This window comes from Mycobacterium talmoniae (assembly GCF_001854525.1).
Taxonomy (GTDB): domain Bacteria; phylum Actinomycetota; class Actinomycetes; order Mycobacteriales; family Mycobacteriaceae; genus Mycobacterium; species Mycobacterium talmoniae.
In genome coordinates, this window is sequence record NZ_MLQM01000020.1 from 17,674 (window position 1) to 40,880 (window position 23,207).

Sequence of the window (23,207 nt, forward strand, 5' to 3'; positions counted from 1 at the left end):
GGGTGTCGGCCGCCGTGAGCACGAAGAGAACCTTGGTCATTTGACCCCGGGGAGGTGCCGCAGGGCACGTAGAACGGCGGTCATAATCCGCGCATAGCGGCCCGGGTTGAGCCAGTCCGGCGCCCCCATCGGCAGCACGCGCTCCACCGCAATCGTTTGCGGTTCGGTGTATTTGAGGATTCCGTGCTCGCCGTGGCGGCGTCCGATGCCGGAGGCTTTCATACCGCCCATCGGTGCGTCGACCGAGCCCCAGGCGGCGGCGTAGGCATCGTTGACGTTGACGGTGCCGGCTTTCAGCTGGGCGGCAACCCGCCGACCACGCTTCGGGTCGGAGGTCCACACGCTGAAGTTCAGACCGTAGGGGCTGTCGTTGGCCTTCTCGATCGCCTCAGCTTCGCTGTCGACGCGGTAGAGCGAGACCAACGGCCCGAACGTCTCGTCGGCGAACACCTCCATGCCGTCGTGCACATCGGACAGGATGGTCGGCTCGTAGAAGAACGGTCCCAGCTCAGGGCGTGCTCGCCCGCCGGCCAGCACCGTGGCGCCTTTGCTGACCGCGTCGTCGACGTGCTCGGTGACCTTCTTGAGTTGCTTCTCCGAGATCAACGAGCCCATTTGGGCCGAATAGTCCAGGGCTGCTGACAGTTTCATGGCTTTCGCAGCGGCCGCAAAGCGGGTAGTGAACTCCTCCCACAACGCTGCCGGGACGTAGATGCGTTCGATCGAAATGCACAGCTGCCCGGTGTTGGAAAAACACGCGCGGATCGCGCCGGACACCGCCTTGCCGATGTCGGCGTCGTCGAGGACCAGCAGCGCGTTCTTCCCGCCGAGCTCCATCGAGCAGTCGATGAGCGCTTTACCAGCTTGGGCGGCAACATTGCGGCCCACGGCGGTGGACCCGGTGAACATCAAAAAATCGGACTGTTCGATGATCGGTGTCCCCAGTTCAGCGCCCGATCCGGTGACCACCTGCACCAGGCCCGCCGGCATGCCGGCCTCCTCGAGCAGGCGCACCGCCCACAGTGCCGCAAACGGTGTCTGCTGATCGGGTTTGGTCAGCACGGCGTTGCCGGCGACGATCGCCGGCAACGCATCACTGATGCCCAGGGTCAGCGGATAGTTCCACGGTGAAATGACCCCGACCAGACCCTTGGGATGATGCAGCTCCCACACCTGGGTCAGAGCCAGTTGTGCACCGTGGCGACGCACGGGCTTCAGGTAATCGGCGGCGGTATTCGCGTAGTAGCGGGAAACCATGGCGACGTCCATGATCTCTTCGAACGCGTGCCGGCGGGCCTTGCCGTTCTCGAGCTGGATCAGGTCGAGCACTTCATCTTGGCGTTGCAGTACCAGATCGTGGAAGCGCCGCAGCATGGCCGCGCGTTCGGCGACCGGTCGTGCTGCCCACGCGGGCTGGACCGCGCGGGCGCGTTGCGCGGCGGCGGCCACATCAGCAGCGCTGCAGCGCGGGACGTCTCCGAGCAGGCGACCGGTCATCGCGTTGAGGACTTCAAGGCGAGAATCGGGGTCGGCGGCCTGCACCCGGCCGGCCAGTTCCTCCAGAAAGGCGCTGTCTACCCCGCCCGCAGAGCGGGCCGCGAATGTGGTCATGGTGTTGTCTCCCCTTTCAACTTGATATGGCGGGTTTCAGGGCGTCCACCGCAGCGCCTCCCGCAAGGTGTCCTGTGCCAACTTGGTGGCGGTTGTGGCGGCGTGGGTCGAGCGCAGCGCATTGAGCATCATGAAGTCGTGGATGATGCCTCCGAACCGCACCTGCGTCACCGGCACACCGGCTTGGCGGAGTTTGGCCGCGTACGCCTCGCCCTCATCACGCAGGACATCGGCCTCGCCGGTGATGACCAGTGCGGGCGGCAGTCCTGCGAGCTGCTCCACCGAGGCTCGTAGTGGGGAGGCGTAGATCTCGCCCCGCTGGGCGTCGTTCTCGGTGTACTGGTCCCAGAACCACTGCATACCCGCACGAGTGAGGAAATAGTGCTCGGCGAACTGGTGGTAGGAGCCAGTGTCGAAGTTGGCGTTGGTGACGGGGTACAGCAGCACCTGCTGTTTGATGCGTACATCGCCGCGCTCTTTGGCCATCAGGGCGAGTACGGCGGCCATGTTGCCGCCCACTGAATCACCAGCGACCCCGAATCGCGAAGAATCAAGACCCGTTTCGGCACCATGGGCGAACACCCATTGTGCAGCCGCGTAGTTCTGTTCGATCGCGGTCGGATATTTCGCCTCCGGGGACAGGTCGTACTCGGGGAACACCACCGCGGCGTGCGCGCCGACGGCGAGTTCGCGGACCAGTCGGTCGTGGGTCTGCGCGTTGCCGAACACCCAGCCAGCGCCATGGATGTAGAAGACGACCGGCAGGGTTGCGCTCGCCCCGGCGGGCTTGACGATGCGAACCTTCACCGAGCCCGTGGGCCCGCCCTCGACGGTGATCCACTCCTCGTCGATTTCCGGCATCTCGACGGCCCCGGACTGCACCTCGTCGACCGTCTTGCGCCCTTCCTCCGGTGGCAGTTGGTAAAGGAACGGCGGGGAGTCGGTGGCCTTGCAGAACTCGGCGGCCTCGGGCTCTAGCACCGGCTTCATGTCGGTCATGGTTGGCTCCTCGTGCTCGTGGTCCTACTGTTCATGGCGCCTGGGCCGGCACGAATCGCCGTTTGGCAAGTGCCGACCCCGCACGTGGTCAATCCTTGCCGAACGGGCTTCGAAGGACACCCATCTGGCCATTTGCCACAACTTATTGGCCATCCGTCACCTGTAGACGCGCCCGTCGCGCCGCCTAGGCTTGAGGTCGTCGGTCGGCGTTCCTCCACGAGGCGACGCCGGGCCACCAACCCCTACGAACGATGAGGTCCATCACCATGGCTACGCAACTCACCGAGGTCGAATTCGCTGGCCACACCGTCGAAGTGCTCAAGGGCGGCTACTACGACCGCTACCGGTCAGACCCCAACCTCGACGAGGTGGCAGAAGACCCCGCGGTGGGAAACGTCGACTGGTTCCGCAGGATCCCGAAGGTCCAGGTTGACTCCCGGGTCGGCCGGATCTGGGCGCCGAACTTCTACTACCGCGCCAGCATCATTCAGGCGAACATGCTCGCCCCGTTCGACCGCCTGGCAGCGATGCTGCCGGCGCCTCTCAAGCCACTGCGCGCCATCCCCGGTTACGGAATCGCGGCGCTAACCTTCTTCTCATATACGGTCTGCGACAACGACCCCTACGACGAAGTGTCCGTCGCGGTCGTCGTCCCAAAGCCCGGTAAACAGGGTCTGGTATCCGGCCTACTTCCCGAACTCGAACTGCTCAACGCCTTAAGGACCAGGAAGTTCTACGCCCACGTATTGGCGCTGCCCGTCAACACCGAGATCGCCCGGGTCCGCGGCGTCGAAGGCTACCAGCTACCCAAGTGGTGCACCGACATCAGCGTCAATATCAGCGACACGGTACACGCCGAAATCGCCGGCACCACAGGCAAACCGGATCTGATCCTGCAGGCGCCGCTACCGGAGTTCACCGACGTCCCGTCACAGTCCCGGATGGTAACCAACACCATGGTGCATCTGGTCGACGGGCACTGGAACCAAACCTCGGTGCAATCCAACACGCTGTCGTTCGCCCAACGCAGCTTCCCACGCGACGTCACACTTACCCGACATGGCGGCCCCCTCAGCGACCTGCTCAACGGACTCGGCGCCACCCAAATCCTCAGCCTCGAGATCACCAAAGACGCGCAACTAGTGCTGAACCTACCGCGGTCCCTGAAAGCGTTCGGCTGAATTGGGCGGGCAATCTGGGGATCACCGTGGGACAACACGGCAAGACCGGGTACGACTAGGAGTGTGATGAATGCGCAGGAGTTGGCTCGGGAACTTGGCCACCCCGACGCCCAGAAGCTGCTCTCCGGCTCCATGGCCCGGCTCGCCTACAACGGATACGATGGCTTCCCGCGGGTGATCCCGGTCGGGTTCTACTGGACCGGCGAACACATCGTCGTTTCCACCGCCCCGACCTCCCCGAAGGCCCGCGCGCTGGCGTACCGCCCGCAAGTCGCGCTGACCATCGACACCGGCTCCACGCCGGAAGAGGCGAAGGCCCTGCTGGTGCGGGGCCTTGCCACCCTGGAAACCGTCGACGGCGTCACCGATGAATACCTCGCATCCGCGCGGAGGTCGATGGACGGGCCCCAGCTCGCCGAGTTCGAACGCAGCGTGCGAGCGACGTATCAGCAGATGGTGCGCATCTCGATCGAGCCGTTGTGGGCGCGGTTCTACGACTTCGGCGCCGGCCGGGTACCCGGCTTCCTTGCCGACCTCGTCAACGATGGTTAGCGATCGCCATACTGGGCGGTATGCCAGGTATCACGGTCGTTCGCGGGGACATCACCCAACAAGACGTTGATGCCATTGTCAACGCCGCCAACAACGCGATGCGCGGCGGGGGCGGCGTCGACGGCGCCATCCATCGCGGCGGCGGTCCGGCGATCCTGCGGGACTGCATCGAGAAGTTCCCGGACGGGCTGGCCACCGGCGACGCCGGCTGGACGACGGCCGGCGACCTGCCCGCCCGCTGGGTGATTCACACGGTCGGGCCCAACTACCGGGCTGGACAGCGCGACCGCACCCTGTTGGAGTCCTGCTACCGCCGTGCGCTGGCGGTGGCCGACGAACTCGGCGCCGCCAGCATCGCCTTCCCACTGATCAGCAGCGGCGTCTACGGGTGGCCGCTCGGTGACGCAATCGACGCGGCGGTCGACACTCTCGCCGCCGCCACCACCGGTGTCGAAGACATCAGGCTCGTGGCCTTTGACGCCAAGACGCACGACGCGATCCGGGCCCGGCTGTAGGTTCGATCCGCTACTGGCGCCACCGTGGTGAGACCACCCCCGGACCAACCGAACCGCCTGTGCCCGGCCCGTATGCTGGGTCGACGTCCACAACGCCGAGGAACCACACCTGCCGATGAACACCCCGATGGTCGCGGTGACCGCGCGGACCGAATACCTGACCCGGCGCCACCGCGCGGCGGCGAGGACCGGGGCCGCGGTGCTGAGCGCGGGCCTGATCGCGCTGGTGGGGCTCAACGTCGCCGGCGCGTCCGGATTCGTCATCGCCGCGATCGTGGCGGCGTTGGTGACGGTCTCGCTGGGCGTGGTGGCCTACGGCCGGCTGGGGGATCGGGGTGCGGTGCTGGTCACCGTCGACGCCGAAACCGTCTATTTCGGTACCGAGGACCACGAGATCGTCAGCTACCCGCTGGCGTCGCTGACCGCGGCGCGCCGAGGCGGTCCGGCGGAGGCGACCTCGACGACGGGCCGGCACCTGACCGTGCGGGGGCAGAAGTACCTGAAACTGACCTTCGCCACCGACACCGGCAGCGATGAATGGTGGGTGGCGATCATCGAATCGGATCCCGCGGCGGCGGAGGTGCTCGATCGGCTGCAGGCGACGCTGCCCGAGCCGTACGCCGCCGCCGGCCCTAAACCCGTTGCCGAGCCGACCGCGTCCGCGACTCCGCGGATCGCCGACGCCGGCACCGAGGACGCGGCGAAACGGTTGTGGGAGGAGGCGGTTCGCCGCCACGACGACATCCTGGGCGCCTACAGCGTCTACGAACTCGACCCGGCGATGCTGCTGCGTTACCCGGCGATCACCGATGTGACCGTCGAACAGACCCAGACCTTTCACGTGGCGCTCGAGGATGCGCAAGCCCTGCGCACTGAGGTCTACCCGGCCAACCAGGGCCTGGCCGACGCCTACCAGCAGGCGGTCGTCACGCTGCGGCGCGCCTGGATCGGGTGCGAATCGCATGGGAAGAAGGTCGGCACAACCTACCTCGACACCGCCGACCAGGACGACCTCGATACCGCGCTCAAGCTCTACAACCATGCGGCGGCCAGCACCACGCCCGCCGAGCAGGCCACCTACTACGGCCGGGTCCGCGAGATCGTCAGCAGGCTCGCCGACCGCGGCGCGATTCACCCGCCCAAAGTGCAACTCGCACAACTAGAAGGCGTCACCCGCCGGGCCATCGAATCGGCACGGTAGGTCAACCCGGTCACTAGGTGCCTTGGGCGAGGAACTCGCCGGTGGGGGAGTAGGTGCCGGCCGCGGCGTCCACGCCGGCGAGTTCAATGCGGATCGCCAACCCGAACCGATCCGTCCGCGGATCCGACATCTCGATGTCGACGGCTCGGCTTTCGTAGGGCTCTAGCGAGCCCCGTTGCATCGCCTGGGCGCGCACCGAGTCGAAGGTTGCCGGGGACACATCGTCGAAGGCGAAACCGTCCGAAGCCGAGCCCGAGCGGTCGGTGATCTCGGGGAAATGCCCCGGCACGATGACGATGCTGCCGGACCGGTCATCGGACTCGAACTCGACCAGCACCCCGCCGCTGTTCTGGATTTCGCTGGCGTGCAGGTTCGGGGTGTTCTCGGTGATCCCGCGGATCTGCAGGGTGGTCACCACCCGGTCCGACGGGGCGATCCCCGCCGACTGCAAGGCTTCTCGCGCCCGCCGAAACGACACCGCGAAGTCGGACGGGTCGAACAACTCGGCGATGGTCCCGTCCGGGCGTGCGTCGATCGTCCTGCTGAACGGGAACGTGTTCGGGCCGCTGAACGTGCCGGTGAGCATGATCGGCTGTTCGGGCCCGGAACGTTTGATCTCCAACGTTTCCAGGCGGTTTTCCTTGCCCGCGGACCGGAATTGCTGGGCCATCTTGTCGGCGACCGCGGTCAGGCTGGTCGACGCGAGGTCGTCGGCGGCGAAGGTGCTGGTCTTGCGTAGCGTGTTCGGTACCGCAGTGGTGTACACGTCGCCGCTGGAGCTGATGTAGACGGTCGTCGCGTCACCGTTGGCCGGGTTGAAGACCGTGCCGTAGTCGGAGCCGGAATCGGTGAACCGCAGATCGAGCAGGTTCTCGGGCGCGGTGGGTCCGAGCTTGGCGGTGACCGCGCGGACCATGGCGTCCCGGCGGGCGTCGAGGTCGGTGGCCTTCTTGTCGGTCTCGGCCGGGCGGTGCACCGCGGGTGCCGACGGCAGGGAGATCGAGACGTGCCACGCGTCACCGACGCCGAACAGCACCGCCAGCGTCGCCACCACGGTGATTCCCGGATAGATCACCGCCCATTTGCCGGGCTGATCGGCGAAGTCCGGCGTGCGGTTCGGCGCGCGTGGCGGCAGCCGATCCGGCGGCAGCGCGGTCAACGGGCTGTCGGTGAGCGACCGAAAATCGCCGCGCGACATCGACGCGATCCAGCGCGCCTGATAGGCGGTGTCGTTGGGTGGGCTGATTGTCGCGGTCACCAGCGTCGGCTGCAGGTCAGCGGTGGCCAGGCTGCTGCGGGTCAGCGCATCGACGCGGATCGGCGCCGACGGGGCGCCTGTTGCGGGTCGAAAAACCGGGAGCTCGGACAGGCGTGACGGCCGCGGGGCGACCAGCAGTCCGGCGATGACCAGCGGAACCGCGATGCACAGCGCCACCCACCACGCGTTGTACGCGCCAAGCCCGATACCTGCGGCGATCAGCGCACCGGCGACACCGGCGCGGCCCGCATGTACCGCAACGTTGCTCATCTACTCACCCTCTCATCGACGCGTCCCACGGCGTCGCCCGACCACGGGGTAAGGATGTCAGAACGCCGGCATCCGGGGTCAGTCGAGTTTGCTGGCGGTGCGGTAGATGCCGCGATGAGCGGTCCAGGTGGAGCCCGGCGCCGATGCATAGGAGTAGAGCTCGTGTCGGAACTGGGGTTCTTGGGTCGCGGCCTCGAAGTGGGCTCGACTGCGCCACTTGCTGACGTTGACGAGTTGGAATTCGGTTTCGGAATCGATGGCTCGGTGCAGTTCGGCGGAGATGAATCCGTCAGCGGAGCTGATCAGACGGGAGCGGTGCTCCCACGCGGTGATGAAGCCGTCGATCTGGTCGGTGGGGATGTTGACGACGTTGATGACGGTGATCGGAATGTCGTCGACGGTAAACGTGTTCACGGGGGCTCCTAACGTGGTTCAGAAGTCTTGATCGGCAGCTGCAGAAATGATGCGCGCTCCCCGCCGGTGTGGATGATGTGTGTGCCGCTGTTCTGCGGAAGGTAGTCCCGGGTGCCGGGCATGATCGACCCCAGCGCGTTGTGGGCGCTGATGACCAGCCGGAGCTGCTCGCCGGGGTAGAACACCAGCCCGACGGGGAACAGGTCGATCTCGACGTCGACGATCTCGCCTCGGTGCGACTTCTCGGCGCCGCCGCGGCGCGGTCGGCCGACGACGCGGCACTACGGGCGGGACTCGTCTCGTCGATGGTGGTGGGCCTCGTCGTGGGACGGCGAATCGTCGGCGTCCCGGTCTTGGCGAACGCGGACCTCGAAACGCTGGTGGCGCTCCTTGCGCCCGCGGTGCAAAACGTGCTGACGTCGGGGGAGAACGCCTGAGACTGGTCTGGCTGAACGCAACTCAGCTCGCCAGCTGGCCCCATGGAAGACTGCCGCTCGTGGCTTACGACATTCACATCAAGACCGCTGACGGCGGTGTCGCCTACCTGAACGCGTTCAGCTACGGACTCAAGGACGGGATGATCCTGTGGGTCCAGGCCGGCGACGACCTGGACCACGCGGACACGATCCACTTTGCCCCGGGCTATTGGCAGCAGTACGTCGTCGACCCGCACAGCGCCGACCCCCTCGACCTCGGCCTGGACGCCGAAGACGACGAGTACGAAGACGACGACGACTACGAACCCGACGAGGACTACGAAGACGATGAGGACGAGGGCGAATAGGCCCTAAGCGCCAAGCCCGATCAGGCGTCGATCACCACGCGGCCACCGTGGGCCCGTGAGACGCAGACCAGCATTTCGTCGTCGCCCTCGGCGGCGCGGCCCCGGCGATCGACGTCCCCGCACAGCACCTTGACCTTGCAGGTGCCGCAGAACCCCTGCTGGCAGGAGTACGGCGTCGTCTGGTCGCGGTCGCGCATCACGTCCAGCGCCGACCGGTTGGCCGGCACGGACAGCACCCGCTGCGAGCGCGCCAGCTCCAGCTCGAAGGGCACACCGTCGACCACCGGCGGCGGGCCGAACCGTTCATAGTGCAGCGGGGCATCGGCGTGTTCGTCGCGTGCGGTGCGCACCGCCTCCAGCATGGCGGTGGGGCCGCACACGTACACCGCGGTAGCCGGCCCGGCGTCGGCCAGCAGCTCCTCGGCGGTGGGGACGCGGCCGCGCTCGTCGTCGGCCCACACCGTCACCCGGTCCGGCGCGACCGCCAGCACCTCATCCAGCAGCGGCATGTACTCCCGGCTGCGGCCGGCATACACGGCGCGCCAATTGATTCCGCGCTGCTGGGCCGCCCGCATCATCGGCAGGATGGGGGTCACACCGATGCCGCCGAGCACAAACAACACCTCTTGCTCGTCGGTGACGAGATAGAACGCGTTGCGGGGACCTTCGAAGACCAGGGTGTCGCCCACGTCGAAGGTGTCGTGCATCTCGATCGAGCCGCCGCCGCCGTCGGCGATCCGGCGCACCGCGATGCGGTAGTCGGTGCGCCGCCCGGGCGGCCCGCACAGCGAGTACTGCCGACGCCGACCCGAGGACAGACGCACGTCGATGTGCGCGCCGGGCGTCCAGGACGGCAGCAAGCCACCATCGGGGTCGGCCAGCGTCAACGCCACCACGTCCGGGGTGAGCAGTTCGCGTTTGGTGACCACCGCGGTGGTGGTGCGCTGCACCGGCACCACCCGCGTCGGTGTCCACCGTGACGCCGACGCGAAGCCGCCGAACAGCACACCCGCGCCCCATAGCGCGGAGTACATCCGGTCACGTTTGCGGCGGCCGTACAGGTCGGCCGGTCTGCTGCTCCACATCGTCTGCGACACAAAACTCTCGCTATCTCTGTCGAATCTTCTCGACCCATTCGCCGGTCAGCTCCGCGATGACCTCGGGACGCGAGCTCACCACCCAGTGCCCGCCCTCGATGGGAACCACCCGGCCGTCGGCCGGGATCGCGCCGGTGAACCGCTGCAACGCGGGGGACACGAAGTAGTCCTGGCGGGCGACCAGCACCTGCACCGGGACGCTGGTCTGCGGCAGCTGCGCCGGCGGCGCGAAGATCGGTGCGGGCATGTTGGCGCGGTACAGGTTGAGCCCGTTGAGGTAATCGCGGGCGGATCGGTAGTCCGCCGGGCGATGCCTGCGGGTACCGGAGCGGCCGATATAACCCACCGCTTCAAAGACTTTCGCCGTCGCACCGGCCCGGATCGCCAGCTCCGGCACCCGCGGGCACAAGAAGAACCAGATGTAGCTGGAAGCCAGGATCTGTTTGGCGACGTCGAACACGGCGCGCGGGGTGCGCGCTGACCGCAGAAACTTGCCCGCGTAGTTCAGGTGCGGCCCGGAAATCGAGGTCAACGAGGCGATCTTGCCCATTACCGCGTCGTCGGTGACCGCCGCCCAGCACTGGATCGAGCCCCAGTCGTGGCCCACCAGGTGAACCTGGCCCACCCCCAGGCTGTCGATCACCGCACCGACATCGGCAACCAGGTGGCCGAACCGGTACCCCGACCGGTCGGCCGGCGTTGCTGATTCACCGGCCCCCCGCACGTCGTAGGCCACGACGTTGTAGCGGTCGGCCAGCTGCTCGGCGACCCCGTCCCACACGTGGTGGTTATCCGGGTAGCCGTGCACCGCCAGCACGGTCGGGCGGTCCGGGTCGAGCTCGCCGTAGCGGTGTACGGCCAGGGTGACGCCGTCCGGCGCGGTGACGGCGGTGGCTGTTGCCGGTGTGGTGATCATCGGTGCTCAGTGCGCCGCGCGCGCGGCAGGTGATTTGGCCAGGTACTCCACCGCGCGTCCCACCCCGCCCAGCTTGGACGGATGGAAGTTCGGCTTGTAGTAGGCGCTAATGACCCCCAAGAACTGGAACGGCCCGGGCACCAAACCCCGGCGCGCGGCGCGGAAGTAGTCGCGCCAGCGCACTTTGGTCCCGGGTGGCAGCAGCGGGTCGATCGAGTACATGAACCGCACCCCGCGGGCAAACAACCACGCCATCACCGGCGTCACCAGCAGCTGGGTGCGCACTTGCCGCCAATAGCCGACGCGCAGATGCTTCATGGTGTCGAAGGCCACGGCCTTGTGCTCGACCTCCTCGGCGCCGTGCCAGCGGATCAGATCCAGCATCACCGGGTCGGTGCCGAGCGCATCCAGTTGCGGGGTGTCGAGGATCCATTCCCCCAAGATTGCGGTGTAGTGCTCCAGGGCGGCGACGATCGCCACCCGCTCCGCCAACCAGCTGCGCTGCCGCCGCCGGCTCCACCGGGGCCGGTCACCGACCACCCGGCCGAACAGCCAGGTGAGTTGGTCGGTGAACGGGGAAAGGTCAATGCCTTTGGCGGTCAAGTGGTCCGCCACCCCGGCGTGCGCCTGCGAGTGCATGGCCTCCTGGGCGATGAAGCCCTGCACATCCAACCGCAGCTGGTCGTCCTTGATCAACGGCAACGCTTGCTTGAACACGTCGACGATGAACTCCTCGCCGGCCGGCAGCAGCAGGTGCAGCACGTTGCAGAAATGGGTCGCGAACGGCTCGTTGGGCACGTAGTGCATCGGCAGGTTCGCCCAATCGAACTCGACGTCCCGCGCCTGCAGGACGAGTCGCTCGTGATCGAGCGACTCCTCCCGCGGACCCGTTGCCTGATCATCGATGGTGAACATCGTGACCTCCCTGCTAATACCTAATGTCGTTGCTCTGGCTGGGCGGGCTAGGCGCTGCGTTGCGCCTCTTCAGCCTCGGTGATCAGCCGCTCGCGCTGGAGGAACCGCACCAGGTCGTCGATCGTCTCGGCCAGCGCCGGCTCGTGCGTGCGAACCTTGGCCAGCTCGCGCGCCTGACGGTACTGGGCGTTGTCGTAGCGCTTGTCCCGCATCGCGGTGATCTTGCCGGCCGACCGGGTGAGGAAATCGACCAGCGGGTACAGCGGGTCGCCCGGCGTGGCGCGGTGGTTGACCTCCGTGGTGAAGGACGGGATGTCATGGTAGGCGAACCGGTAGCCGTAGCGCTCGGACAACACCCGGGTGACATCGGTGAGGTTGTAGTAGTCATCGGCGGTCAGGTTGAACACGGTGCCGGCCTCACTCGGCACGTCCATCAGCGCGACGATGTGCTCGGCGATCAGATCCGCTGGCAGCAGGCTGATCTGGTTCAGCGCGTTGACGGCCACCCCGTGCTCGATCATGAACGCGGTCAGCCGCACCAGGATGTCGTCGGAGCTGCCGAAGCCCGCGCTGGTGGGGGAGATCAGCGACGGCCGGTAGATCCGCACGTCGAGCCCTTGCTGCTGGGCGGACAGCACCAGCTGCTCGGCGACCCACTTGGTCTGCGAGTAGCCGAAGTCCAGGCCGGCCATCTCCTCGTTCGCGTAGTCCTCGCCGACCACCGGCATGGTGCTCCAGCCGTAGATGAAGGTGCTGGAGACCAGGTGGAAGGCCTTCCGGTGCGCGGTCATGGCCAGCCGCAACAGCTCCCAGGTGCCGACCACGTTGGTGGACCGCAGCGCGTCGTAGGTCCGGATGTAGTTGACCAGGGCGCCGTTGTGGACGATCGCGTCGACGCTTTCGGCCAGCTGCTGGAACCCGGCCTCGCCGAGACCCAGGTGCGGTTCGGCCAGATCCCCGCAGATCACCTGCACCCGCGCCCGGACCTCGGATTCCCGCGCCGGGGACCAGATCTGAGCCTGCCGCAGGCCGGCGATGATCCGGTCCAGGCCGTGTGCCGCATCGGTGCCGCGAACCAGCGCGTGGATGCGGTAGGACGTCTGGTCCAACAGGTTGGCCAGCAGGAACGGCCCGAGGAACCCGGTCGCACCGGTGAGCAGGATGTCGCTGGGCGCACCCGATCGCGCGGGCGGCAGCGCCGGCAGGGGCAGTTGGGTGTCGGCGCGCATCTGGTTGGTCTCGTACGCGTCGTAGTCGGCGCGAATCTGATCCAGCGCCTGCCGCAGTGTGTCCAGCCCCTGCCCGGACTCGTCGCCGAACTGCTGCACCAGGCCGAAGAACTCGGCGACCGTCAGCCGCTGCAGCAGCCGGGTGTTGACCTCCTCGGCCAGCCCGCCGGCGCCGTGCTCTTCCAGCAAGGCCTGCAGGTCGGTGCGCAGCTGGGCCAGCGCCAGCGAGTCGATACCGAGGTCGGCGAACGAGCAGTCCTCGGTCCCGGTCAGGTCGTAGCTTTCGATGAGGTCACGGAACCGCTCCAGCGGACCCACGGCGATGGCCGGCGCTTCCTGAACCTGGTGGGTGTAGCTGCCCAGCACGGTCAGCTTGCCGTCCAGCCAGAGCTGGCGGGTCCGCGCGCGCTGGATCTTGCCCGACGTGGTCTTGGGAATGCTGCGCGGCGGCGCGAACAGGATGGTGTGCGGATCGATGTGGCAGTGCCGGCGGATGGCGCGTGCCAGCATCTTGCCGTCGGGCAGTGCCTGCTGGTCCCGCACCTCGGCGACCACGACCAGCGCTTCCTGGTCGTCGCGCTCGACGGAGAAGGCGGCGACGCAGCCGTTGCGGATCTGCGGGGCCGACCGCTCCGCGATGGCTTCGATGTCGGAGGGGTAGCAGTTGACGCCGCGGACGATGATCAGGTCCTTGGTCCGGCCGCAGACGAACAGCTCACCCTCGTACAGGAAGCCGATGTCACCGGTGCGCAGGTAGGTGTGCTCGTCGTCGCCGACGATGCGGGCTTCGAACGTCTCCGCGCTGGCCTCGGGGCGGTGCCAGTAGCCGCCGCCCTTGGACGCGCCGGCCACCCAGATCTCGCCGATCCGGTTCTCGCCCTGGTCCCGATGCGTGTCGGGCTCGACGATGCGGATCACGTTTCCGGCGATGGGCTTGCCGGAGCTCACCAGCGGGGTCTGGTTGTTGTTCTCGGGCAGGGCCTTTTCGATCCGCACCAGGTTCTGCTCCAGCGCCCGCTTGTTCACCGTCACGGTCTGACGGCCCCACAGCGACACGCCCAGGGTGTTTTCGGCCAAACCGAACGCGCCGGTCACCGCGTCGGGCCGCAGGCCGTAGGGGGCGAAGCGCTCCCGGAAGCGGGTGAAGGTCTTGTCCCGCAGCGGCTCTGCGCCGACGACCACGCTGTCCAGGCTGCTCAGGTCGATGCCGGCCAGCTCGGAGTCGGGCAGCTTGTCCTCCCGCAGGCAGTACTCCAGGCCGAAGTTCGGCGACGGCGCGTGACTGGCACCCGTCTCGCTGATGAGCCGCAGCCAGGACGACGGCCGCTGCAGGAAGTCCACCGGCGACATGCCGTGGGTGGTCCCGCCGAGCACCATGATGAACAGGTAGGCGGAGATCAAGCCCATGTCGTGGTGCTGCGGCAGCCAGCTGGCCGCCACCAGCGCGCCGTCGAAGGCCGAGGCGTTGGCGATGATGTTCGCGTGGCTGACGATCACACCCTTGGGGTCGCTGGTGGAGCCGGAGGTGTACTGCAGGAACAGCACCTCGCCGGGGGTGTCGGCCACACGGGTGCCGCCGAAGTCCTGCGTGGCGTCGGTGGCGAACCAGGGCAGCTCCGGCAGCTGCGCGATGTCGGCCCAGGGCAGCCCACCCTGCTGGTTGCCGAGCAGCAGCCGGAAGTCGTACTCGAGCTGTTTGGTGGACAGCACCGCCTTGGCCTGGGAATCCCGCGCGATGAAGCTGAGCTTGGCCAGGCCCGCCTCGAACGACATCGGCAACGGGGGGCTGACCGGGACGGCGATCACCCCGATGCGTGCGCAGGCGTAGAACGCCGCCACCATCTCCAGCCCCGGCGGGTAGACCAGCAGCGCCCGGTCTCCGCGCTGCAGCCCGGCCTCGGTGGACAGGTAGGAGGCCAGCTCGCGGGTGCGCTCCGCGAAGCTCTGGTAGGTGTAGTGCTCGAGCTCGCGGCCCTCGACGTCGACAAACCGGAAGACGGTCTGGTCGGGCTTCTGCGCTTCCCATGTCTGCAGGTAGTCGATCAGCGTCTTCATCGTCGGCGCCATCCTCTCTTCCAATCGGCCTTAGCCGGAATCAACGTCCTTCACCACAATCGGTAAGGAGATACTAGCGCCGCCAGGCGGCCTCAAGCAAAGTCATTTGGATCGTTTTGGCCGGTGTGTATTAAATTCACAAGAATCTCCCAGGCTAACTCGGATATATTCCAGAACTTCCGTATTTGTGCAGTGCAGCGCGCTACGTTTCCTGGTGCCAGGATTAACGAATTCACGTAATCGAGTAGCTCTGCGGATACTGCGATGCGTATCTCAGTAGATGCCGTCTGAACTGCAGAATTGTAGCTGAGTATGCAGATACGCCGATACTGAAGTGCGGATCTACGCGCTTGTTCATTCAATGATCGTTGGGCTGGAGTTCACCCGATAGTACCGCGTAGGGCCAGGTCGTCGGCGGACTCATGACGGCCTATCCGCAAACATGTATACCGCAGCATTGAGGTGCTATACCAGCCAAGCTCGCGGCTCCACAGCAACCTTGGCTGATGGCGCCGACGGAAACGTGCCGCTGCTATCGGGGACTCCGCAGCCGGCGAAGCGCGGCATTCCTGCCGGGGCTCCTGGGGGTCCAGCGACATCGCGTAACGCCACCCGCTCCGGGGACGCGCGTCCCGTCCATCGTCACTGATGTCCTCATATACTGACACAAGCCGAAGAAGGGAGGTCGCACCAAATGAGCAACGACAGGTCCCGCACACCGTCCAGGCCCTCGGTCGCCGCCGCGCCGACCCAACCCGTCGTCATCGGACAGCCGCGGATCCAGCGCACCCGGCGCACCGTCGACTTGCCACTGGCCCAACACCGCGCCCTCGACAACTGGCAGCGCGAAGCCGCCGACCGGCTGGGGCTCGCGCGGGTGACCGGCCAGGAGGTTCTCGCCGCGCTCATCGACCAGCTGCTGGCCGACCCCAAACTCTCCGCCCAGATCACCCACGCCATCCGCACCCGGCGCTGAGCGTCCACCGACCGTTACGAGGCGACTACCTGCGCGACGCGGACCCGCGGCCCGGCTTGGGCCACCAACTTGACGATGCCGTCGAACCGCTCGCCGTCGATGATCGGCGACAGCGGCTCGTCCTCGGCCTCGATGACCATCTCCCGGCCGTTGACGTCGCGGACCCGCTCCCCGCGCATCCTGCCGTTGGTGAGCGCCGTGGGAAGCTGCACGATGATCCGCGACGGCGATGTCTCGCCGGCCTGAAAGTGCAGCAGACCGGGCTCGGACGCCCGGGGGAACAGCCGCAGCGGTCCGCCGATCCGCAGGTCGATCGCGCCGGCGTGCAACAACCGGTGGCTCCGCGTCGGGACCTCCTGGCCGTCGATGACCACGCGGGCGTGCGTCGGTGCGAACAGGTGCGCCGCCCAGTTGGGCCGGTGCACCCGGCCGGGCGCAACCTTATTGGCGAGGTAGTCGGCCAACGAGCGCCCGATCACCCGGGCGACGGCCAACCGGCCATGATCGGGGTTGGAGTAGTACTTGTCGTAGAACCGGTTGCCGACACCCCCGGCGGCCAGCCCGAAGCACAGCCGATGAAATGCCGCGCCGTCGGCCGTCTGCCCATCGAGGGCCAGTGTGTCGAGGCACACGTCGGGCGGTGGCTGGTCCGCCTTGGCCGCGGCCGTCAGCGCGCGAACAATCGCATCGGCCCGTCCGCGGATCCGCGCCTTGCGCGCGACCGCGTTGACGCTGCCACCGTTGGTCGGCACAAACGTCGGCCAGCGTTGCTGGTCGGGGACGCAGTGCTCGATTTCGTTGATCAACCAGTGCAGCGCCCCGTCGCCGCCGTCGGCTACCAGGTGGGTGACCCGCGGATTGAGCTGCTTGATGGTCTCGCGGAGATCCTCGATAGAGGCGGTTTCGTGCACCTCGCCCCACTGGCCGACGATACGCCGCAACGCGGCGCTGCGATCACCCCGAGCGGCAAGGTTCTTGCGGGCTTGCGGGTTGACGATGACGGCGAGGTACATCCCGCGCACGATACCTGCGGCGTCCCCGTTGACGAGCAATGCGGTCCGCGATTCGCCGGGTCGTCGTTTCCCGCCGGGATCGCCGCTCCCGACCAATCCCCGTCGGAACCACCCGCACCGCCGGATTAGGGTGGCTGCCATGTCTGATTGGACCGCAGCCGATCTGCCGTCGTTTGCCGGCCGCACCGTCATCGTCACCGGCGCCAACAGTGGGCTCGGCGAGGTGACCGCCCGCGAGCTGGCCCGAGTCGGTGCCCGCGTCATCCTGGCGGTGCGCACCGTGGCCAAGGGGGAGGCCGCCGCGCAGCGGATGACCGGTGACGTCGAGGTGCGCCCCCTGGACCTGCAGGATCTGGCGTCGGTGCAGCGCTTCGCCGACGACATCGCGAGTGTTGATGTGCTGATCAACAACGCCGGGGTCATGGCGGTGCCGTACGCGCTGACCGTCGACGGTTTCGAGAGCCAGATCGGCACCAACCACCTCGGCCATTTCGCGCTCACCAACCTGCTGCTGCCCAAGATCACCGACCGGGTGGTGACGGTGTCCTCGCTGATGCACCACTTCGGCTACATCAGCCTCAACGACCTGAACTGGAAGTCCCGGCCGTACTCGGCGTGGCTGTCCTACAGCCAGTCCAAGCTTGCCAACCTGCTGTTCACCAAGGAACTGCAGCGGCGCCTGGATGCGGCCGGATCACCGCTGCGCGCGCTGGCCGCCCACCCCGGCTGGTCGCACACCAACCTGCAAGGCAACTCCGGCAGCAAGTTCGTCGACGCCGCGGTGTTGGGCGTCGACCGGATGGTGTCCACCGACGCCGACTTCGGCGCCCGGCAGACGCTGTACGCGGCGGCGCAGCGGCTGCCAGGCAATACGTTCATCGGCCCGCGATTCGGGCTGTACGGGCGCACCCAGCCGACCTGGCGCACCCCGTTGGCCAAACGGGCCACCACCGCCGCCGCGCTGTGGGAGCTGTCCGAGCAGCTCACGGCCACTAAGTTTCCGCTCTAACGCTCCGGGAGGACCCCCAATGTCGATTATGGATATCGCGATCCCGGATCCGACGATCGCGGGATTCCTCGCGCTGTGCGCCGCGCTGGCCGCCGCGATCGGGAGCGTCATCCGCCAACGGTCCGCCCAGGAGGTCACCGACGAGCAGGTGGGCCACCTGCAGCTGTTCGGCATGTTGGTGCGCGACTTCCGGTGGTGGCTGGGCGGCCTCGGCGATGTCGCCAGCTATTGCCTGCTTGCTGCGGCCCTGGACAAGGGCTCGGTGATGCTGGTGACGGCCCTGCAGGTGACGGTGCTGCTGTTCGCGCTGCCGATCTATGCCCGAGTGACCGGCCACCGGGTGACCGGCCGGGAATGGATCTGGGCGGTCGTGCTGGTCGCCGCGCTGGCCGCGCTGATCAAGACCGCCGACCCGGCGGTCGGCCAATCGCGCGGCTCCTTGCAAGCCTGGCTGGTGGTGGCCGTCATCCTGGGCCCGGTCTTGACGTTGTGTGTGCTGGCGGCCCGGCGCTGGGCGGATCGCCCGTTCTCGGCGGTGCTGCTGGCGGCGGTGTCCGGCTCGTCGCTGGCGCTGTTCGCGGTGCTGACCAAGGGCGTCGTCGAGGTGCTGCACCAGGGGGTGGGCGCATTGGTGCTTACCCCCGAGCTGTACGCCTGGGTGCTGGCCGGGGCGGCCGGGATGATCTTTCAGCAGTCGGCGTTCCGCGCCGGCGCCCTGACCGCCTCGCTGCCGACGATCACCGTCGCCAAGCCCGTGGTGGCCGTGGCGCTGGGGGCGACCGTGCTCAAGGAGACGTTGGAAGCCGACGGCCCGGAGTGGGCGTTGCTGATCGCGATGGTGGTGGTCGTGATCGTCGCGACGGTGGCCCTGGCGCGCGGCGAGGCCGCCAGCATGTCGGCCGGTGCGGGCCGCGATGTCAAGCGCCCCGACGTGCCGACGGCGTCGACCCACCCGGTGACCGACTGACGTCGCGGGCGGGGCGCTCAGCTCGACCGGCGGTTGCGCCACCGGGCGAACCGCTGGGTGGGCAGCGGGATCGCGCTCATCACCGTGCTCATCGATGCGGCCACCGACTTCACCAGCGGCGCAGCGCCGGGTACCGGCGGGCGGTCGCCTTCCCACCACGTCGGCTGCAGCAGCGCCGACGTCACCGGAATCGCCCGATCGACGCTGCGATGCCCCCACTGGCAGGCGCGGTCGATGGTGGCGACCGAGGGCGCCAGGTTCGCCGGCGACAGCGTCGGGGAGAACCGGACCAGGTGGTCGGCGTAGGGCGCATTGCGCACCATCTGCAGCTGGATCGCCTGGGTGATCGGGACCAGCCACAGGTGCCGCGGGTCCCATTGCGGGTGGAAGCAGTCGAACGCCAAGTAGCAGGCGTTGCGGGTGCCGAGCTTGCCGTCGCGGACCCGCTTCCACGCCAGTTCCACCGGCACGTTGCTGGCCGCGCCGCCGTCGACCAGGGCGCCGACGTCGTTGTCCTCCAGCAGGGCGTCGAGCAGCGGTTCCATCCGGGGGTCTTTGGTCTCGTGGTGCAGCACACCCGGGATCGACGACGAGAACGACGCCGCGTCAACGGCGTTGAAGTCCCGGGTCGCCTCGTCCCCGATGACGATCGGCTTGGTCACCCGCGAGTCGATGAACGCCGCCACCTGCCACATCCGCGCCGCCACCTGCGGACCGATGCCGATCGGCAGGTACGGGATCGACCGCAACCGCAGCGCGGCCAGTCGCTGCTGGCGAAACCGCGACGGTAGGGCGGCAAAGGAGCCTCGGCGCACCCCGGCGACCACGGCCTCGAACGGGATTGCCAGATCCGACATCCGGATCTGTTCGCCGTCCTCGCGGCGGAACAACGCGTCGGCGAACTCGTCGAAGCGCAACGAAAACATGCCGGTCAGCCCGTGCCGGCGGCGCAGTTGCTCGGGCCCCAGGATGGCGCGGTAGGACACCGTTTTCGCCCACGCCACATACTCGTCGATCGGCACCGGCAGCGCGCGGGCGACGACGCTGCCGAGGATCGACCCGAACGACGACCCGATCAGGTAGTCGGGCACCTGCCCGGCCTCCAGCAGCCGCTGCATGCCGCCGATGTAGACGAAACCGGCGCCGCCGCCACCACCGAGGACCGTGACCAGCTTTTTGTAGCCGACCTCGGCGTCCAGTTCGGCGACCGAGAAGTCGTTGCGGTGGTGTTCGGCCAGCAGCTGCCGCTGCTCGTCCTGGTCGCCGGCCAGGCCCGCCAGCACGTCGCGGGCCGCCTGCAGGGCCGTCACCGTGTCGCGCTCCTCGCGCAGCGGACCCTCGAAGGCGTCGGCGATCCGGGCGCGCCAGCCGGCGATCTCGGCGCCGACGGACACGTCGCCGCGCCCGCGGGTGCCGCCCGGGCCCGCCGCCCCCGGCTCGAAGTCGGCGAGCCGCGCGAAGTTGAGCACGTAGCGCAGCCGGCGCAGCTGCTCGCCGTTCAGCACGTCCGGGTTGCGCAGGTGATGCCGAACCAGCCGGTTCTCCATCTTCTGCAGCAGCAGGGCGGTGTCGGTCGACGGCAGTTCGGCGTCGGCGAAATCGTCGACGGTTTCGTCGAGGTTGTCGACCTCGTCGATGGTCACGTCCGGATCCGGCGCGGCCGGGCGTCGGTCCAACGCCCGGAACACCGCATCGACGAACGGGATCTGCATGGGCCTGCTTCCTGGTGTCGATGGCCAAAACCCGAAGACTCGCCGGGCTCAACTCCGCGATTCTCCGTACGGTCAGACCCATTCGGTAGGGTCCCTGCGCGTGACAGCGAGCCTAACCGTCAAGTCTGTAAATGCCCGCCTGGCCGAGGAACTGGCCGTGGGGGAGGCCCAGGTCGCGGCCGCCGTACGGCTGCTCGACGAGGGCGCGACCGTCCCGTTCATCGCCCGGTACCGCAAGGAGGTCACCGGCAGCCTCGACGACGGCCAGCTGCGGACCCTGGAGGAACGGCTGCGCTACCTGCGCGAACTCGATGACCGCCGGGCCACCGTGCTGGCCTCGATCGAGGAGCAGGGCAAGCTCACCGACGAGTTGCGGACCGCGTTGCTGGCGGCCGACACCAAGGCCCGGGTCGAGGACATCTACCTGCCCTACAAACCCAAACGCCGCACCAAGGCGCAGATCGCCCGCGAGGCCGGTCTGGAGCCGTTGGCCGACCGGCTGCTGGCCGAGCCCACCGTGGTTCCCGAGGAGGTCGCCGCCCAGTTCCTGGGCGAGGCGGTCGCCGATACCGCCGCCGCGCTGGAGGGGGCCCGCCACATCCTGGTCGAACGGGTGTCCGAGGACGCCGAGCTCGTCGGCGCGGTCCGGGAAAAGTTCTGGGCCGACGGCTCGCTGCGGACCGCGCCCTGGTCGGAGGAGGCGGCGAAAAGTGCGGCGGCGCAGAAGTTCCGCGACTACTTCGAGTTCACCGAATCGCTGGAGAGCATGCCGTCGCACCGGGTGCTGGCCGTCATGCGCGGGGAGAAGGAGGAGGCGCTGGCGCTGACCTTCGACGGCGGTGCCGACGACGGCTACCAGGCGATGATCGCCCGGTCGCTGGGCATCGACATGACCGGGCCCGGCGCCGCCACGGCGTGGCTGGCCGACACCGTGCGGTGGGCGTGGCGCACCCGGTTGATGTTCTCCGCGTCGGTCGACGCCCGCATCCGGCTGCGGCAACGCGCCGAAGAGGAGGCGGTGGCGGTGTTCGCCAAGAACCTCAAGGACCTGCTGTTGGCCGCGCCGGCCGGTGCCCGCACCACGCTGGGCCTGGACCCGGGCTACCGCACCGGGGTCAAGGTGGCCGTGGTCGACGGCACCGGCAAGGTCGTCGACACCTGCGCGATCTTTCCGCATCAGCCGCAGAAGCAGTGGGATACCGCCAAGGCAACGCTGGCGGCGCTGGTCGCGCGGCACGGCGTGGAGCTGATCGCCATCGGTAACGGGACGGCGTCCCGCGAAACCGACGCCCTGGCCGCCGAACTCATCGCCGATATCCGGGCCGCCGGCGCCGCCGCACCGGCCAAGGCCGTGGTGAGTGAGGCCGGCGCGTCGGTGTATTCGGCGTCGGCCTACGCGGCCCACGAATTGCCGGAGCTCGACGTGACCCTGCGCGGTGCGGTGTCGATTGCCCGCCGGCTGCAGGATCCGCTGGCCGAGCTGGTGAAGATCGAGCCGAAGTCGATCGGTGTCGGGCAATACCAGCACGACGTGGCGCCCGGCACGCTGGCGCACAGCCTGGACGCCGTCGTCGAGGACGCGGTGAACGCGGTGGGCGTCGACTTGAACACGGCGTCGGTGCCGCTGCTGTCGCGGGTCTCGGGGGTCACCCAATCGCTGGCCGAGGCCATCGTCGCGCACCGCGACAAGACCGGGCCGTTCCGCCACCGCGGGGCACTGCTGGAGGTGCCCCGGCTGGGACCCAAGGCGTTCGAACAATGCGCCGGGTTCCTGCGGATCCGGGACGGCGATGACCCGCTGGACACCTCCGGGGTGCACCCAGAGGCCTACCCGGTGGTGCGGCGCATCCTGGACCGCGCCGGTATCACCCTGGCCGAACTCATCGGCGATGAGCGGTTGCTGCGGTCGCTGCAACCCGGCGACTTCGCCGACGACCGCTTCGGTATCCCCACCGTGACCGACATCCTCGCCGAATTGGAAAAGCCCGGACGCGATCCGCGCCCGGCGTTCACCACCGCCACCTTCGCGGCCGGCGTGGAGAAGGTGGCCGACCTCAAGGTGGGCATGGTGCTGGAAGGGGTGGTGACCAACGTCGCCGCGTTCGGCGCGTTCGTCGACGTCGGCGTGCACCAGGACGGCCTGGTGCACGTGTCGGCGATGGCCGACCGGTTTGTCTCCGACCCGCACGAGGTGGTCCGATCCGGGCAGGTGGTGCGGGTCAAGGTCGTCGACGTCGACGTGGAACGCCAGCGGATCGGGCTGAGCCTGCGGCTGAATGACACCCCGCAGCCCGGGAAAGCCGGCAAGCGTGGCGGGCGTCGCGACGGGGCCCCGCCGCCGCGCGGTGAGCGCAGAAACCCGCGGTCCGGTCGGGGTGCTGATCGCCGAGACTCGGCGCCGGCCGCCGGGTCGATGGCGCAGGCGCTGCGCGACGCCGGTTTCGGGAGATAGCCGCCGGCTTCGAGCCTGTGTCTGTGGCGTCGAGGCTGTATCCATGGCGTCGAGTCTGCGTCTGTGTCGTCGAGACTGCGT

General features: G+C 68.1%; 21 protein-coding genes. 10 read left to right on the plus strand and 11 right to left on the minus strand.

Going from position 1 to position 23,207, the window contains the following annotated elements:
- Nucleotides 1-36: 36 nt before the first annotated feature.
- Both BKN37_RS06330 and BKN37_RS06335 read right to left on the minus strand, forming a co-directional pair.
- Nucleotides 37-1,611: a succinic semialdehyde dehydrogenase gene (locus tag BKN37_RS06330; protein WP_071023443.1), complete on the minus strand. Its 1,575-nt coding sequence runs from the start codon at nucleotides 1,609-1,611 to the stop codon at nucleotides 37-39.
- 36 nt (nucleotides 1,612-1,647) lie between these two features.
- Entirely contained in the window at nucleotides 1,648-2,610 is a 963-nt protein-coding gene (locus BKN37_RS06335; RefSeq protein ID WP_071023446.1) for an alpha/beta hydrolase, read from the minus strand.
- A gap of 266 nt (nucleotides 2,611-2,876) precedes the next feature.
- Here BKN37_RS06335 and BKN37_RS06340 point away from each other — a divergent pair, with 266 nt between their 5' ends.
- The 4 genes from BKN37_RS06340 to BKN37_RS06355 all read left to right on the plus strand — a co-directional run bounded on the left by BKN37_RS06340 (nucleotide 2,877) and on the right by BKN37_RS06355 (nucleotide 6,059).
- Nucleotides 2,877-3,791, plus strand: a complete 915-nt coding sequence (locus BKN37_RS06340) for an acetoacetate decarboxylase family protein (RefSeq protein ID WP_071023450.1) — start codon at nucleotides 2,877-2,879, stop codon at nucleotides 3,789-3,791.
- A 66-nt stretch (nucleotides 3,792-3,857) separates the two neighbouring features.
- Complete coding sequence (locus tag BKN37_RS06345; protein WP_071023455.1) at nucleotides 3,858-4,343, plus strand: pyridoxamine 5'-phosphate oxidase family protein; 486 nt, start codon at nucleotides 3,858-3,860, stop codon at nucleotides 4,341-4,343.
- Between the two features lie 20 nt (nucleotides 4,344-4,363).
- A complete protein-coding gene (locus tag BKN37_RS06350) occupies nucleotides 4,364-4,858 on the plus strand; it encodes an O-acetyl-ADP-ribose deacetylase (protein ID WP_071023458.1) in 495 nt (164 codons plus the stop codon).
- Between the two features lie 127 nt (nucleotides 4,859-4,985).
- Nucleotides 4,986-6,059, plus strand: a complete 1,074-nt coding sequence (locus BKN37_RS06355) for a hypothetical protein (RefSeq protein WP_071023505.1) — start codon at nucleotides 4,986-4,988, stop codon at nucleotides 6,057-6,059.
- A 13-nt stretch (nucleotides 6,060-6,072) separates the two neighbouring features.
- Here the strand turns inward: BKN37_RS06355 and BKN37_RS06360 are convergent, their stop codons facing one another.
- The 3 genes from BKN37_RS06360 to BKN37_RS30360 all read right to left on the minus strand — a co-directional run bounded on the left by BKN37_RS06360 (nucleotide 6,073) and on the right by BKN37_RS30360 (nucleotide 8,186).
- Nucleotides 6,073-7,587, minus strand: a complete 1,515-nt coding sequence (locus BKN37_RS06360) for a hypothetical protein (protein WP_071023461.1) — start codon at nucleotides 7,585-7,587, stop codon at nucleotides 6,073-6,075.
- A 78-nt stretch (nucleotides 7,588-7,665) separates the two neighbouring features.
- Nucleotides 7,666-8,001, minus strand: a complete 336-nt coding sequence (locus BKN37_RS06365) for an antibiotic biosynthesis monooxygenase family protein (protein WP_071023465.1) — start codon at nucleotides 7,999-8,001, stop codon at nucleotides 7,666-7,668.
- A gap of 8 nt (nucleotides 8,002-8,009) precedes the next feature.
- On the minus strand, nucleotides 8,010-8,186 hold the full coding sequence (locus BKN37_RS30360) for a CocE/NonD family hydrolase C-terminal non-catalytic domain-containing protein (RefSeq protein ID WP_423212766.1): 177 nt from the start codon (nucleotides 8,184-8,186) through the stop codon (nucleotides 8,010-8,012).
- On the opposite strand from BKN37_RS30360, the gene BKN37_RS06370 reads away from it, so the two are divergent.
- A complete protein-coding gene (locus tag BKN37_RS06370) occupies nucleotides 8,142-8,438 on the plus strand; it encodes a TetR/AcrR family transcriptional regulator (RefSeq protein ID WP_071023469.1) in 297 nt (98 codons plus the stop codon). The genes BKN37_RS30360 and BKN37_RS06370 overlap by 45 nt on opposite strands.
- A 59-nt stretch (nucleotides 8,439-8,497) precedes the next feature.
- The gene (locus BKN37_RS06375; protein WP_071023472.1) at nucleotides 8,498-8,785 is read left to right on the plus strand and encodes a hypothetical protein; all 288 of its coding nucleotides are present in this window, start codon (nucleotides 8,498-8,500) and stop codon (nucleotides 8,783-8,785) included.
- A gap of 20 nt (nucleotides 8,786-8,805) precedes the next feature.
- Here BKN37_RS06375 and BKN37_RS06380 read toward each other — a convergent pair whose 3' ends face one another.
- Genes BKN37_RS06380 through BKN37_RS06395 form a run of 4 tightly spaced genes read right to left on the minus strand, consistent with a single transcriptional unit; the run spans nucleotide 8,806 to nucleotide 14,997 of the window.
- Nucleotides 8,806-9,870, minus strand: a complete 1,065-nt coding sequence (locus tag BKN37_RS06380) for a PDR/VanB family oxidoreductase (RefSeq protein ID WP_071023475.1) — start codon at nucleotides 9,868-9,870, stop codon at nucleotides 8,806-8,808.
- Between the two features lie 22 nt (nucleotides 9,871-9,892).
- On the minus strand, nucleotides 9,893-10,798 hold the full coding sequence (locus BKN37_RS06385; protein ID WP_071023477.1) for an alpha/beta fold hydrolase: 906 nt from the start codon (nucleotides 10,796-10,798) through the stop codon (nucleotides 9,893-9,895).
- A gap of 6 nt (nucleotides 10,799-10,804) precedes the next feature.
- Complete coding sequence (locus BKN37_RS06390; protein WP_071023479.1) at nucleotides 10,805-11,713, minus strand: metal-dependent hydrolase; 909 nt, start codon at nucleotides 11,711-11,713, stop codon at nucleotides 10,805-10,807.
- Nucleotides 11,714-11,760: 47 nt separating this feature from the next.
- Nucleotides 11,761-14,997: a fatty acyl-AMP ligase gene (locus BKN37_RS06395; RefSeq protein ID WP_071023508.1), complete on the minus strand. Its 3,237-nt coding sequence runs from the start codon at nucleotides 14,995-14,997 to the stop codon at nucleotides 11,761-11,763.
- A gap of 694 nt (nucleotides 14,998-15,691) precedes the next feature.
- On the opposite strand from BKN37_RS06395, the gene BKN37_RS06400 reads away from it, so the two are divergent.
- Complete coding sequence (locus tag BKN37_RS06400) at nucleotides 15,692-15,973, plus strand: hypothetical protein (protein ID WP_071023481.1); 282 nt, start codon at nucleotides 15,692-15,694, stop codon at nucleotides 15,971-15,973.
- A 14-nt stretch (nucleotides 15,974-15,987) separates the two neighbouring features.
- Here the strand turns inward: BKN37_RS06400 and BKN37_RS06405 are convergent, their stop codons facing one another.
- Nucleotides 15,988-16,986 carry a diacylglycerol/lipid kinase family protein gene (locus tag BKN37_RS06405; protein ID WP_071023483.1) on the minus strand — a complete coding sequence of 333 codons (999 nt, stop codon included), beginning with the start codon at nucleotides 16,984-16,986 and terminating at the stop codon, nucleotides 15,988-15,990.
- A gap of 139 nt (nucleotides 16,987-17,125) precedes the next feature.
- Between BKN37_RS06405 and BKN37_RS06410 the strand changes: the two genes are divergently transcribed.
- Complete coding sequence (locus BKN37_RS06410; RefSeq protein ID WP_071023486.1) at nucleotides 17,126-17,995, plus strand: oxidoreductase; 870 nt, start codon at nucleotides 17,126-17,128, stop codon at nucleotides 17,993-17,995.
- A 28-nt stretch (nucleotides 17,996-18,023) separates the two neighbouring features.
- Entirely contained in the window at nucleotides 18,024-18,962 is a 939-nt protein-coding gene (locus BKN37_RS06415) for a DMT family transporter (protein ID WP_095407008.1), read from the plus strand.
- Nucleotides 18,963-18,979: 17 nt separating this feature from the next.
- Here the strand turns inward: BKN37_RS06415 and BKN37_RS06420 are convergent, their stop codons facing one another.
- On the minus strand, nucleotides 18,980-20,674 hold the full coding sequence (locus BKN37_RS06420) for a patatin-like phospholipase family protein (protein WP_071023488.1): 1,695 nt from the start codon (nucleotides 20,672-20,674) through the stop codon (nucleotides 18,980-18,982).
- Between the two features lie 100 nt (nucleotides 20,675-20,774).
- On the opposite strand from BKN37_RS06420, the gene BKN37_RS06425 reads away from it, so the two are divergent.
- Nucleotides 20,775-23,126 (plus strand): Tex family protein, encoded by a 2,352-nt coding sequence (locus BKN37_RS06425; RefSeq protein WP_071023490.1) that lies wholly within the window; start codon nucleotides 20,775-20,777, stop codon nucleotides 23,124-23,126.
- The last annotated feature ends 81 nt before the right edge of the window (nucleotides 23,127-23,207 follow it).

Excerpts from the sequence above, each read along its gene's own strand:
- BKN37_RS06330 (WP_071023443.1), bottom strand. The coding sequence starts at position 1,611 with ATGACCACATTCGCGGCCCGCTCTGCGGGCGGGGTAGACAGCGCCTTT.
- BKN37_RS06335 (WP_071023446.1), bottom strand. The coding sequence starts at position 2,610 with ATGACCGACATGAAGCCGGTGCTAGAGCCCGAGGCCGCCGAGTTCTGC.
- BKN37_RS06340 (WP_071023450.1), top strand. The coding sequence starts at position 2,877 with ATGGCTACGCAACTCACCGAGGTCGAATTCGCTGGCCACACCGTCGAA.
- BKN37_RS06345 (WP_071023455.1), top strand. The coding sequence starts at position 3,858 with ATGAATGCGCAGGAGTTGGCTCGGGAACTTGGCCACCCCGACGCCCAG.
- BKN37_RS06350 (WP_071023458.1), top strand. The coding sequence starts at position 4,364 with ATGCCAGGTATCACGGTCGTTCGCGGGGACATCACCCAACAAGACGTT.
- BKN37_RS06355 (WP_071023505.1), top strand. The coding sequence starts at position 4,986 with ATGGTCGCGGTGACCGCGCGGACCGAATACCTGACCCGGCGCCACCGC.
- BKN37_RS06360 (WP_071023461.1), bottom strand. The coding sequence starts at position 7,587 with ATGAGCAACGTTGCGGTACATGCGGGCCGCGCCGGTGTCGCCGGTGCG.
- BKN37_RS06380 (WP_071023475.1), bottom strand. The coding sequence starts at position 9,870 with ATGTGGAGCAGCAGACCGGCCGACCTGTACGGCCGCCGCAAACGTGAC.
- BKN37_RS06385 (WP_071023477.1), bottom strand. The coding sequence starts at position 10,798 with ATGATCACCACACCGGCAACAGCCACCGCCGTCACCGCGCCGGACGGC.
- BKN37_RS06390 (WP_071023479.1), bottom strand. The coding sequence starts at position 11,713 with ATGTTCACCATCGATGATCAGGCAACGGGTCCGCGGGAGGAGTCGCTC.
- BKN37_RS06395 (WP_071023508.1), bottom strand. The coding sequence starts at position 14,997 with ATGAAGACGCTGATCGACTACCTGCAGACATGGGAAGCGCAGAAGCCC.
- BKN37_RS06400 (WP_071023481.1), top strand. The coding sequence starts at position 15,692 with ATGAGCAACGACAGGTCCCGCACACCGTCCAGGCCCTCGGTCGCCGCC.
- BKN37_RS06405 (WP_071023483.1), bottom strand. The coding sequence starts at position 16,986 with ATGTACCTCGCCGTCATCGTCAACCCGCAAGCCCGCAAGAACCTTGCC.
- BKN37_RS06410 (WP_071023486.1), top strand. The coding sequence starts at position 17,126 with ATGTCTGATTGGACCGCAGCCGATCTGCCGTCGTTTGCCGGCCGCACC.
- BKN37_RS06415 (WP_095407008.1), top strand. The coding sequence starts at position 18,024 with ATGGATATCGCGATCCCGGATCCGACGATCGCGGGATTCCTCGCGCTG.
- BKN37_RS06420 (WP_071023488.1), bottom strand. The coding sequence starts at position 20,674 with ATGCAGATCCCGTTCGTCGATGCGGTGTTCCGGGCGTTGGACCGACGC.